The following is a 12248-nucleotide window of genomic DNA, read 5'->3' as shown; positions in this document are numbered from 1 at the left end:
AAGACGACTGGTGCGTTACGGACTTGCGATGACACGCAGTCTCATACCGTGTGTCTCAACGAGGAATCGTTCGGTTCCGCCAAGCAGAGCACGCATGTCCTCGCTCGCAAGTGACTTGGACATCCCCGGCTGGACGATCGCAACGCAAACATTGAGCGTCCGGTAGCGTGACTCTCGAACGATGGTGGCCAGGGTTGCGATATCGCCAGTGATCAGGCCACTCTTTCCGGAGTTCTGACGTTGCTGCTCTCGGCGGAAGAGCCGTTTGGTGAGCAGTTCCGGGATCGACTTTGCACGATTCATCTTCATCGACTGACCGCAGACCTCATAAAGGTCGTTGATTCGCCCGCCTGGCTTGTCGCCGGATGAGTACTTACAGTGCGCCACCAAGACTTCGAGGCTCTCCTCGGTTCTTTTCAGCAGGACGATGTCGGCCAGTTCGCCGGCACCGTCATCGTCGATGATGATCTCCCACTCGTCCTCCGCGGAGAGTACCTGAATCGCGCGGTGCTGGATCGTGGCAGGGTCGCGATCCGCCCCCTGCGACTCCCGCTTGATGTCGACGCCAGACCAGTCGATCGTCTCGATAGCGTCGACCGGAAAAAGTCTTCTCTCGCGGTCCGGCCTCAGCAGGAATCCGTGTTCAACGAGAATCGTCTCGCCCTCGAAAGTAATGAGTAGTCCGTTCGCGGTGAGGAAGGCCGCGAGGCTCCCTGCACCCGCCGGTGTGAGGATCTGAGCGTCTTCGGCAACAGGGCGGATCGTGGGTGGGTCGTCTTCGTGGAAATCGAACTCAAATTCGAGTTCCCATGCTGGCGTCTTGAGCTTGAACCGTAGCGGCTGGTCTGCCGTGTGACCGCTCAAGGAGAGCTCGGTGTCGAGCAAGGAGAACGATTGATTCTTGTAGCTCACCTTGCGCCGCTCGCTGAGCGTTGCGACGAGTTGATGTGGCCATTCAATCGACAGGGGGACGTACGGTGGGCGTTCCCGGGCCGGCTCGGGAAGCAGGAAGCCTGACATGACGGACTCCAGGGAGATGGAGGTGTCCGTAATCGTTGGTCCGACCTGGGTCGCCCAGCGGACCCAGTCGTGGATGTCGCTAGCTTGTTCGTGGCTCCACACGCGTCCTTTGCGGGACGCTCCGAAACTCACGGTTCGGCCGTCGGCAAAGCCGTGGGCGAAGATGTTGGTCTTCATTTTTGTGCCTCCTTCTCCACGCCATGCGTGTAGCACGTCTTGGCCGACGTGCATGGAAAAGCGCCGGTTGCGGCTCACTGAGTCGAGAAGGCCGACGTTGGTCGGAACTCGGCGTTTAACCTTGGACAGGATTCGGTACACCGTTTCGCCCTTAACCAGGGTGACGTCGTCGCCGCCGATGGCTTTGGCGATGTCTTCGTGCATCGAATCGTTGTTCGTACTGTTGATGTACAGAAACCCAGCGGCGTCGTCGACATGCACTACGTGAAGGTGGTGGACGAGTTCGTTGAAGCTGGAGAAGTCGCCCCATCTGACGGGGGTTGCTTCTCGCGAGACCCACCAAACTACCTTGTCCATGTTGTTAATGCCGATCCGCGTCGTCAGCAGCCGGTTGTCGAAAAGGTCGTAGATGCTCTCGGGATTCCAGTTCACTGGTTTCGTGGACCGGTACGTGACAGTGCTCATCTTCGGATGGATGCTACGCATGGCGACTTCGCGAGGGACCGATCCAAATGCAACCTCGAAGTCAGTTCGGTCCTTCTCTTGTCCGACACCGTGCTCTGTCAAATCGCGGATTACTTCGTTCCAGTCGGCGTCCTCGCCGTATAGCTTGCGGAGCCGTTCGTCGACGCCAGCAACTTGAAGGGGGACGAATGCTGCGGCTTCTCCAAGAGACTCGTTGCCTACGCGGGTAAAGCGTCCGACGAACTGCAGGGTAACGGCAAGGCTCTTTTGCGGGTCATGGATCGCGGCGATCTTCAGAGCCGGGAGGTCGAAGCCCTCTCCGAGCATATTGACGCATACGACGATTCGGCTTCCGCGGCTGAAGAGCCTGTCTCGGTGCCTGCTGCGGGTCGACTCGGCCATTCCTGTGTCGATGCGAACTGGGGCGAATTCAGAGCCGAGTTCCTCGTAGAGCTTGACAATCTCCTTGGCCCGTTCCACGGAGCTTACGCGCGCCATCAGAAGGTGATCCAGCCCAGCTTCGATATCGGCGTGGAGTTGCTCGACGGCAGCAGCGGCTACGGCGCGGTCGGGATCGGCGAGGTCGATCACTGAGTGGTAGTTGATCCTGGCGAAGTAACCGTGTGCTTGGGCCAGGCGGAGCGGGTAGGCATAGGCGATGCGGCCGCCGAGGTGACGCCCGTCCTCGCGATACGGAGTCGCCGTGAACTGCACAACTTCCCGCGCATCGAACAGCTCGACGACTTGCCTCCATGTGCGGGCGCCCAAGTGGTGCGCTTCGTCGACGAACAGACGTTGGCACGACATAGCAAGGTACGAACGCGCTTCCTCCGAGCACGCGTTCAACACCTGCGCGGTCGCCACGACCACATTGGCTCCCGCCAGGGCCTGCCGAACCTGACCGACAGTTTGGAGTCCGCTCTTGAGCACGAGAACAGTGGGACACAAGAAGTCTCCGACGACCGCACGGACGTGGGGTAGTATCCCAAGGGTCACGAACTTCTCCGCGATCTGAGTGCGTAGTGCGTCGGATGGAACGACCACCAAAGTCTGGGCCGGCGAGTGGCAGTACGTCGCAAGCATCGTTTCCGTCTTGCCGGTCCCCGTCGGCATCACCACTGTGATCGGTTCATGCTCTTCGGTGGAACGGTAAGCCAAGATCGCATGCAGTGCACCGAGTTGCGGTTGGCGGAGCCCGACTTCTGATTCGGTCTCTGCCGTGAACCGAAACCGCCCCTTGAGGGCGGCCTCCACGACTTCGCCGTCCTGCGGTTCGTCGCCGTGCGCTCCCGGACCCTCGCCGAGCCACCACAGCTCATTGCCGTCGATGTCTTTGCACTCGATCGTCGCCACGTAGGTACTCCTTTGTCCCTAGGTCTACGAAGTACTCCGGTCGCGTGCCGATCTCGACTTCTCGGTTCTCAGTATGGCCGAAAAGGACAGGTGCTGGGCTGCTACTCACTCAGCATGTGGCCGCGTGCGGGCGACGCCTCCGAGGCCGAATACGACCTCACTGATTCAGCACCGCCTGATGTACGGCGTCGTCGCCGATGCCCTATGTGCCTGGCGACTCCCACGAGTGTCATCCCGCTGGTGATACTCCTAGCGCAGTTGGAGAGTGCTTTCGTGTGGCGTCCGCCGTCGGGGTCTTGGCGAGGTTGACAGCTACGACTGAAGCATCCGGTGAAGTGGGGCTGGAGGGGTTCGATAGTTGTCCTGTTAGGTCCACAGAAAAGACCAGGTCAGAAGATGTTTCTGACCTGGTCTTTTTGTTGGTCCACACCATGTTGTAGCCCGGTCCGCATGCGGTCCACGCCATGGCTAGTATTCGGTCCCGCATCCGCACTGACGGCGGCACCGGGCGAGCTCTCCCTGTCGCCGCCGGTTGTGTTGCCGCAACCACATGTACGTGGAAGCGCGGCAATCATGAAGTGAGGTCGCTTCGACTGGGACGGACACGAGACGCGCATGGCGGCCGGATAAGCAGGCGCGAGGCCGTCCGGATGTGGCGGGGGAAACACTGCGACGGGCCGGTGCTGCGGCACCGTCGTGAACCGCGGCGTTCACCGCCCTGACCTGCGGCGATCACCGTCGCATCCCACGCAGGGGCAGCCGATGCCGATGCTCGTGATGAGAATCACGTCGATGTGATTGGTCCGGCTAGGCGCCACTACCAGCGGTGATAGGCATTACTGATGGGTAACCCAGGACAAATCGATTGGCCTGATAAATCGGGCCGTCCTAGCCTCGTTGTCGAACCCAACAGGTACGCGAACGAAATGAGGAAGCACGTGTCGCTGATCAACAAGCAGATCAAGCCCTTCACCGCCGAGGCCTTCAAGGACGGCGCCTTCGTCACCGTGTCCGACGAGGACATCAAGGGCAAGTGGGCCGTCTTCTACTTCTACCCGGCGGACTTCACCTTCGTCTGCCCGACCGAGCTCGGCGACCTCGCCGATCACTACGAGGAGCTGCAGGCCCTGGGCGTCGAGGTCTTCTCGGTCTCGACCGACACCCACTTCACCCACAAGGCGTGGCACGCCTCGTCGGACACCATCGCCAAGATCAAGTACGCGATGATCGGCGACCCTAGCCTGCAGATCAGCACCGACTTCGAGGTGCTCCGCGAGGGCCAGGGCCTGGCCGACCGTGGCACCTTCCTGGTCGATCCGGACGGTGTCGTCCAGTTCACCGAGGTCACCGCCGAGGGCATCGGCCGCAACGCCTCCGAGCTCGTCCGCAAGGTCAAGGCCGCCCAGTACGTGCGCTCGCACCCGGGTGAGGTCTGCCCCGCGAAGTGGGAGGAGGGTGCCGACACCCTCGCCCCGTCGCTGGAGCTCGTCGGCAAGATCTAGCAGCCTTCGCGGCCGCGGGGCGAGACTCATTGCCCGCCCCGCGGCCGCCACCAACTTCGCTCGTATCTGAAGAACAGGATCGGATCACCATGCTCGAAGCCGCACTCGCCACCCAGCTCAAGGGCCTGCTCACCAAGGTCACGATGCCGGTCGAGCTCGTCTCCACGCTCGACGGCGGCCCCAAGTCGGCCGAACTCGCGGAGCTCCTCGACGAGATCGCGGGCATGTCCGATCACATCCAGCACGACCGGACCGGCGATGACCCGCGGACCCCGTCGTTCGAGATCCGGCGCGCCGGCACCGACATCGCGGTGCGGTTCGCCGGAATCCCGCTGGGCCATGAGTTCTCGTCGCTGGTGCTCGCGCTACTCCAGGTGGGCGGGCACCCGTCGAAGGAGGCCGCCGAGCTGCTCGAGCAGGTCCGTGAGCTCGAGGGCGAGTACCACTTCGAGACCTACTTCTCGCTCTCGTGCCAGAACTGCCCCGACGTGGTGCAGGCGCTGAACCTGATGGCGGTCCTCAACCCGCGGATCACCCACACCGCGATCGACGGCTCGCTCTTCCAGAGCGAGGTCGACAGCCGGCGGGTCATGGCCGTGCCGACGGTCTTCGTGAACGGCGAGCTCTTCGACTCGGGCCGGATGACTCTCGAGCAGATCGTCGGCAAGCTCGATTCCGGTGCCGCCGAGCGCACCGCCGCATCGCTGGCCGAGAAGGACCCGTTCGACGTCCTCGTCGTCGGCGGCGGCCCTTCGGGCGCGACGGCGTCGGTCTACGCCGCCCGCAAGGGGATTCGCACCGGCATCGTCGCCGAGCGGTTCGGCGGCCAGGTGCTCGACACGATGGCGATCGAGAACTTCACCTCCGTCTCGTACACCGAGGGGCCGAAGTTCGCGGCCGAGCTCGAGAATCAGGTGCGCCAGTACGAGGTCGACATCATGAACTCCCAGCGCGGCGCGAAGCTCGCGCGCGACGAGGAGACGGGCATGATCTCCGTCGACCTGGTCAGTGGCGCGCAGCTGCGCTCGCGCACCGTCGTGATCTCCACCGGCGCCCGGTGGCGCTCGATGGACGTGCCCGGCGAGGCGGAGTACCGGAACAAGGGCGTGACCTACTGCCCCCACTGCGACGGTCCGCTGTTCAAGGGCAAGCGCGTCGCCGTGATCGGCGGCGGCAACTCGGGCGTGGAGGCGGCGATCGACCTCGCCGGCATCGTCTCGCACGTCACGCTCATCGAGTTCGACTCCGCGCTGCGGGCGGATCAGGTGCTGCAGCGCAAGCTGCGCAGCCTGCCGAACGTCGACGTTCTGGTCAGTTCGATGACCACCGAGGTCGTCGGCGACGGCACCAAGGTGACGGGCCTGAACTACAAGAGCCGCACCACCGACGAGACGCACACGCTGGAGCTCGACGGTGTCTTCGTCCAGATCGGCCTGCTGCCCAACACCGAGTGGCTCGAGGGCACGCTGGAGCTGAGCCCGCGCGGCGAGATCGTGGTCGACGAGGCCGGTCGCACGTCGGTGCCCGGCGTCTTCGCCGCGGGGGACTGCACGACGGTGCCGTTCAAGCAGATCGTGGTCGCCGCGGGTTCGGGAGCGACCGCCGCGCTGAGCGCCTTCGACCACCTCATCCGCACGGACCTCCCGGTGGAGGCCGCCACCGTCCGCTGATCCGACAGCGGAATCACAGCACCCACGAGGGGCCGGGAACACTTTCCCGGCCCCTCGTCGTGTCGGCTGCAAGGCCGGCTTCGGTGAAAGCCCGGACAGCGATGTCACCGGGGCGCTAGCTTCTACCTTGGCAAGATTTGCACCAGCGGCCCCTGGGGCACACCGGTGGGCCCACGAGCACGGACTTCACCGGCCGTGCCGATGTCAGGCGGGAGTTGGCCCGGATGCAAACGCAGATGATGGCGGTGTCGGGGATCATCGATTGGGAAGAGCTCACCGGGCAATCCAAGTTCGTGATCGACATCATCAGTATTCCGATCTTCAGCGCGATCGCCGGTCTGATCACCAACTGGACCGGCGTGATCATGCTGTTCTCGCCGAGCAATTTCACCGGGTTCTACGTGCCGGGGCTGGCGGCGCTCTTCCGGCTACTGCCGCGCAAGGTCCAGATCCTGCCGATCTTCGCACCGGGTGGGATCCTCGGCTTTCAGGGCTTCATACCCTGTCGAGCGGAGAAGATGGCCAGCCTGCTGGTGGACATGTCCATCTCCCGGATAGGCAGTGTGGGCACCTTCTATCGGGAACTCGAACCCGACAAGATGGCGGAGTTCATGGCCCGCGAGGCCAGACCGCATGTCCGGCGCATCGCCGTCGACGCGATCGAGACGCAGTACAAGTGGCTGTGGGACACGATGCCGCGACCGGTGCAGGACAGCGTGATCGCGAATATCGATGACCGCGTTCCGGAGATCTCGCAGCGCGCGTTCCAGCGGGTGGGCGAGCACATCGACGAACTGCTCGACGTCAAGCTGATGACGGTCAACCACCTGCGCCGCAACCCGGAGATCCTCAGTGAGATCTTCCAGGGCATGGGCAAGCCGGAGCTGCGGTTCATGGTGAAGATCGGTGCCCTCGGGTTCTTCTTCGGGATCCCTCTGGCGCTGTACCTGTCGTGGGTGCACGAGGCGCATCCGCCCGTGCTCAGCGCGATCCCGGCGTGGCTGGTGGTGCTGTGCGGCGCCGCACTGATCGGCGTGATCGTGAACATCCTCGCGATCAAGATCGTCTTCGAGCCGGGTGATCCGCAGCCCAGGTACAAGTACCTGTGGAAGCAGGGGGTCTTCCCGAAGCGTCAGCACGAGGCCGCCGCACAGGTCGCCGACATGATGTCGGAGAAGGTGCTCACCGTCAGCAACTTCACCCACGAACTCCTCTTCGGCGCCAGCGGCGACAAGACGGCCGCCTATATCGCCGAGGTCATCTCGGAGGAACTCGACGCGATCTTCACGCCGGTCGCGACCACGGTGGGTCGCACGCTGGGCGTCGTGGATCTCGACCTGATCGAACGGAAGGTCAGCCGAGAGATCGTGGAACTGACCCCGGAGGTGTTCTACGACAAGGAGTTCAACGAGGAGAAGTCGAAGAGGATCGCCGCGTTCGCCACGACGAAGTTCCGCGAACTCAAGCCGGCGGAGTTCAGCGAGATGCTGTACGCCGCCATTGAGCAGGACGCCTGGTTGCTGTACGTGCACGGAGGTCTGCTCGGCATCGCCGTCGGCGGCGTGCACATCTTCCTGTTCGGGGCCTGACCACAGCCTCCGGGTCCCGACGGTGCCGGGCTCGTCGGGGGCGCTCAGCCGGCGGCGGCCAGCTTCTTTCCGTGCGGTCCGCGCTTGCCGATGTACTTGTCCCGGCGGCCGTCGTCCGCCCATCCGCCGGCGTCGTACTCGTCGAGGTCGAAGGCCACCTCAATGAACTGGGCCCCGAATGCGGTGACTCGGATGCTGCGGAAGACGGTGTGCGCCTTCTTCACGCTCTCGATCGCGTGTACGGCCGCCGGCTGCACCTCGAGAAGTGCGTACCTGCGGTAGTCGTCGACCGGCTCGTCCGAGATCTCGAGCAGGCCCAGCCTGTGCAGATTCGCGAAGTAGCTCCGGTCCTGTTCCGGTCGTTCGCAACCGGCCATCTCGGCCACCATCGATAGGTCGCCGAGGAGAAGCTCCGAGCCGATCATGAACAGCGTCTTGGTGCGAACGTCGATGAGGGGCTGGGTTCCTGCCTTCCCCATGAAGCGCAGGATGCGGGCCTCGTCGGGCAGCAGCTGATCGACGATCAGCCCGAACGACGGATGCTGGTCCCTGAGTTCGGTGTTCGGACGCTGCGAGAGCCGGATGAGGGCCATGCCGCGTTTGCGCACCCCCGCCGGGGACGATCGTCGCCTCGCCCCGATGCCACCGAGGAGGCCGCCGTCGACCAGGCCGGTGACATCGCCCAGCCCGAGGGCGTCCGCGCCCTGCTGGAGCGGCGCGACGGCCGCCGAGGCCATCTGGGTCGCCGGCTCGAGGACGGGCTCGACCACCGGCCGGGCGGTCTCGGACAGCTTTCCGACGGTGTCTCCGAGTACTCCGCCGGTGATCTGATCGAGCGGCGCCGCGAGCCCCTCGGCGAGTCCGCCGAAGAGCGGGAAACCCGCGCTGCGCCGTGGCCGCGCGGCCGCGCTGCGCCCGTCGCCCTCCGACTCCTGCGACGGTGCCCCGTCGGTCTTCGGCTGCTTGTTCTTCTTGCCCTTGTCCGACATCCGCTTCCCGCCCGTTTGGTGGCCCGGCCCACTCATGCTAGCCAGGCCGTCGCCCCGATCGGACGCTTTCCGCTGAGATCGTTCCGCGAAGCGCTGCCTTCGCAAGGATGCGAGATTCACGACCCGAGAGTGGGCGAAACGGCCGGTTCTGCGGGCGCGAACTCCGTCGAACCGCCACGCACCCCACCTTCGCACGCACACAATACGAGGCACTGCGCAGTTCGGAGGTGGTCATGCAGTCCTGGTCCGAGATCGTCGCCGACTTCGGCCGGAACTGGCCGGTCTACCTGTCCATGCCGATCATCGCGGCACTCATCGGCTACGGCACCAAGCTGGTCGCGATCAAGATGATGTTCCGGCCCCAGAGGTTCAAGGGGTTCGGCAAGCTGGGCTGGCAGGGGATCATCCCGCGGCGCGCGCCGCAGATGGTCGACGTCCTCTGCGACACGCTGACGGGTCGCCTCATCTCGGCCCGCGAGATCGCCGAGAAGGTCGACGGTGCCGAGGTCGCCGCGCTGATCGAGCGACCGCTCCGCGCCGAGGTCGCGCGCCTCGCGCGCGACATCCTGCCCGAGTACCAGCCCACTCTGTGGCGCCTGCTGCCCCCGGTCGCGCAGGACCTCGTGATCGAGCGCGTGCAGGACGCCGCGCCCGACGTGGTGGTCCGGATCGCCGAGGCGATCACCAACGACATCGATGAGCTCTTCGACCTCAAAGCCATGGTCACCGAGGAGTTCCTCGCCGACCCGGACACGCTCGAGTCGATGTTTCTCGACGTCGGTCGCCGGGAGTTCGCGTTCATCCGGCGCAGCGGCCTGGTCTTCGGCTTCGGCATCGGCCTGGTGCAGTTGCTCGTGTGGGCGCTGTTCCACAATCCGTACGTCATGCCGCTGTTCGGCCTGTTCACCGGCTGGTTCACCGACTGGGCGGCGCTGCGACTGATCTTCAACCCGAAGGAACCGACGAAGTACCTGGGCGTGATCACCTGGCAGGGGCTGTTCCTCAAACACCGCATCCCGGTCTCGCAGGAGTACGGAACTCTCATCGCCACGCGTGTTCTGACGTCCGACCGGCTGATGCGAGCGGTCTTCACGGGGAAGAACTCACCGAAGGTGGTGCTCGCCGTCGCGGACGTACTCGAGGACAGCATCCGGGAGGGGCTGGGCGACGTGGAGCAGCTCGCCGGTATCGACGTGGCGTCGATACCGGGGCTCGAGGAACTGAGGACCGCGGAGCTTCCGGGGCTGGGCGCACTGCGCGGTGATCAGGGCGCTCTCCCGGTCGCGGGCCTATTGGGGATCGTCTCCGGGGTGCTCAACGCTCCCGTCCGTGGAGCGACCGGGATCGGCCTCGACCTGGCTCGGATACAGCCGATGTGCAACGCGGTGGCCGCGGATCTCGCGGTCGTGATGCCGACGCTGCTCAAAGGTGCCGAGGAGTACCTGACGCGTGCGATGCAGATCCAGCCGATCATGGCCGAGAAGATGGCCGCGATGACGCCCGAGGAGTTCGAGGGCGTTCTGCGGCCGGCGTTCCAGGCGGACGAGCGAACCCTGATCGTCGTCGGCGCGATTCTCGGCTTCCTGGTCGGCGAGCTGCAGGTGCTGTTGGTGGAGCATCTCGCCCACTAGAGTGTGATGTGAGTCACAACGCGTTGCGTAATGATTACGCGGCGCGTAATTTCATCACTACGCAAACGCGTAACAAACATCCACAGCATGGAGGACATCATGGGCAACAGCACCGCGTCGAAGAAGGCCGCCACCGAGCCGTCGATCAGCAACTTCCTCTCGGGCGTCGTCGGCAACACGAAGGACCTCGTCGACAACCTGATCGAGAACGTCGAGAGCGCCGAGAAGGGCGCGCGCAAGGGCGTCCGCAAGATCGCCAAGAAGGACATCAAGAACCTGCGGAAGCAGACCGAGAGCCTGAACGAGCAGGTCAGGAAGCTCTCCAAGGTCGCCAAGGCCAAGTGAGCCGGAGCGCGCCGGCCGCAGTCATCGAGGATCGCCCGGGACGCCCGCTGAGCGGGGCCCGGGTGCTCCTGTGTTCCCGGGGTCGGCGGTAGGCTCGGAACCGGGGCGATCCCGACGAGGAGGATCATGAGCGACGAAGAGCCTTATCTGATCAAGCGGTACTCCAATCGCAAGCTGTACGACTCGGTTCGCCGCCGGTTCACGACGCTCGACGAGATCGCGGCGCTCCTGGATTCCGGTGTCCGGATCGTCGTCCGCGACCACGATGTGGGCACCGATCGCACCGATGAGGTCCTGGCGCAACTGCTCAGGCGCAAGGCGCAGAGCCGCCCGCGCACGGGGAGTTCCAATGCGTCCAGCCTGCTCGCAGAGCTGTTGCGCGCGCCCGCCGATGTCGCCCAGTCCGTGGTGGACGGTCTGTCCGCGCAGGCCCGGGGATCCGGCGGTCCGGGGTCCGGGAGCCCGGGTGTGGAGGACGAGCCCGACGCGAAGGGTGCGTCGACGACGTCGGAGGCCGAGCCCGCAGAGGCCGCGCCCGCACAGGCGGAGCCGGCGGACGGTGACCGGCGCGACGAGGAGATCCGGGAGCTCCGCGAGCAGGTGAGTGCGCTCACCGAGGCGGTCACGCTGCTGCTCAAGGAGAAGTCGGACCGCACGGACTAGGCCGGCCGGCGCGACCGGTGCGTCTCTCGGGGCCGCCGAGCCCGATCGGTGGCAGGATCGAGTCATGACCGACGACGCCATTCACACCCGGATCGACGCGCTCATCGCCGAGGAGCACGAGCTGCGCGCGCAGCTCGGGGCGGGTGAGATCAGCGAGGGCGAGGAGCACGCGCGGCTGCGCGTCCTCGAGACCCAGCTCGACCAGGCCTGGGATCTGCTGCGGCAGCGGCGGGCGCGGCGCGAGTTCGGTGCGGATCCGGACGGTGCCCAGCCGCGGTCCGCGAGGACCGTGGAGGACTACCGCAACTGAGCGCTCACGGCACCGGTGTCAGCATCCGGTGCCGCCCGCGCAGAGCCACCGCCACGGGGTCGTCCCGCCGGCGGGGGTTGGGCCCGGCTCCCGGGCGCGTGTCGAGATCGCGCACCGTCGGGACGGTTCCGCAGCGCGGGCACAGTCCCGATGCCTCGATGTCGGTACCGCACGTCGCGTGCGCGAAGACCCGGCCCGGGAAATCCGCGTCCAGATGCCGCTCGCCCCACCGGGTCAGGCTGAACACCGTGGGCCACAGATCCTCGCCGGCGGCGGTGAGTTCGTATTCGACGGTGCGCCCCTCCCGCCGCCGCACGAGGACCCCGGCCGCGACCAGGGTGTCGAGCCGGTCGGTGAGTACGGCGCGGGAGACGTCGAGGTGGGCCAGTAGATCGCTGAAGTGCCGCACGCCGAAGAAGAGATCGCGCAGGATCAGCAGTGTCCACCGTTCGCCCACGACCTCGAGCGCCCGCGCCAGGTAGCAGCCCTGCGCCTCGTACCCGGTTCCCAGTCCCATGGCTCGATCCTACGCGA

At 65.3% G+C, this 12248-nt stretch carries 9 protein-coding genes and 2 pseudogenes; 7 read left to right on the top strand and 4 right to left on the bottom strand.

Going from position 1 to position 12248, the window contains the following annotated elements; genetic code table 11:
- Positions 1-15 precede the first annotated feature (15 nt).
- Both AC21LY_RS15030 and AC21LY_RS15025 read right to left on the bottom strand, forming a co-directional pair.
- Positions 16-2085 (bottom strand): annotated as a pseudogene (locus AC21LY_RS15030) (helicase-related protein); the annotation flags it as partial.
- 276 nt (positions 2086-2361) lie between these two features.
- Positions 2362-2916, bottom strand: a pseudogene (locus tag AC21LY_RS15025) (DEAD/DEAH box helicase family protein); the annotation flags it as partial.
- A gap of 1037 nt (positions 2917-3953) precedes the next feature.
- Here AC21LY_RS15025 and ahpC point away from each other — a divergent pair.
- The 3 genes from ahpC to AC21LY_RS15010 all read left to right on the top strand — a co-directional run bounded on the left by ahpC (position 3954) and on the right by AC21LY_RS15010 (position 7776).
- Positions 3954-4517 carry an alkyl hydroperoxide reductase subunit C gene (gene ahpC, locus AC21LY_RS15020; protein ID WP_489047534.1) on the top strand — a complete coding sequence of 188 codons (564 nt, stop codon included), beginning with the start codon at positions 3954-3956 and terminating at the stop codon, positions 4515-4517.
- An 89-nt stretch (positions 4518-4606) separates the two neighbouring features.
- Positions 4607-6187 carry an alkyl hydroperoxide reductase subunit F gene (ahpF, locus tag AC21LY_RS15015; protein ID WP_489047315.1) on the top strand — a complete coding sequence of 527 codons (1581 nt, stop codon included), beginning with the start codon at positions 4607-4609 and terminating at the stop codon, positions 6185-6187.
- A gap of 224 nt (positions 6188-6411) precedes the next feature.
- Positions 6412-7776 carry a hypothetical protein gene (locus AC21LY_RS15010; protein WP_489047314.1) on the top strand — a complete coding sequence of 455 codons (1365 nt, stop codon included), beginning with the start codon at positions 6412-6414 and terminating at the stop codon, positions 7774-7776.
- 44 nt (positions 7777-7820) lie between these two features.
- Here AC21LY_RS15010 and AC21LY_RS15005 read toward each other — a convergent pair whose 3' ends face one another.
- Positions 7821-8765, bottom strand: a complete 945-nt coding sequence (locus AC21LY_RS15005) for an Abi-alpha family protein (protein ID WP_489047313.1) — start codon at positions 8763-8765, stop codon at positions 7821-7823.
- Between the two features lie 233 nt (positions 8766-8998).
- Between AC21LY_RS15005 and AC21LY_RS15000 the strand changes: the two genes are divergently transcribed.
- From AC21LY_RS15000 to AC21LY_RS14985, 4 genes are all read left to right on the top strand, one after another.
- On the top strand, positions 8999-10396 hold the full coding sequence (locus tag AC21LY_RS15000; protein ID WP_489047312.1) for a DUF445 domain-containing protein: 1398 nt from the start codon (positions 8999-9001) through the stop codon (positions 10394-10396).
- 87 nt (positions 10397-10483) lie between these two features.
- Positions 10484-10741: a hypothetical protein gene (locus tag AC21LY_RS14995; RefSeq protein WP_489047311.1), complete on the top strand. Its 258-nt coding sequence runs from the start codon at positions 10484-10486 to the stop codon at positions 10739-10741.
- 126 nt (positions 10742-10867) lie between these two features.
- A complete protein-coding gene (locus tag AC21LY_RS14990) occupies positions 10868-11404 on the top strand; it encodes a polyhydroxyalkanoate synthesis regulator DNA-binding domain-containing protein (RefSeq protein ID WP_489047310.1) in 537 nt (178 codons plus the stop codon).
- Between the two features lie 64 nt (positions 11405-11468).
- Positions 11469-11714, top strand: coding sequence for a DUF2630 family protein (locus AC21LY_RS14985; RefSeq protein WP_489047309.1), 246 nt, complete (start codon positions 11469-11471; stop codon positions 11712-11714).
- A 4-nt stretch (positions 11715-11718) separates the two neighbouring features.
- On the opposite strand, the gene AC21LY_RS14980 is transcribed toward AC21LY_RS14985, so the two are convergent.
- The gene (locus AC21LY_RS14980; protein ID WP_489047308.1) at positions 11719-12231 is read right to left on the bottom strand and encodes a winged helix-turn-helix transcriptional regulator; all 513 of its coding nucleotides are present in this window, start codon (positions 12229-12231) and stop codon (positions 11719-11721) included.
- Positions 12232-12248: the final 17 nt, after the last annotated feature.

Source organism: Tsukamurella sp. II2bb, from assembly GCF_057815145.1.
This window is presented reverse-complemented; position numbering and strand designations above follow the sequence as displayed.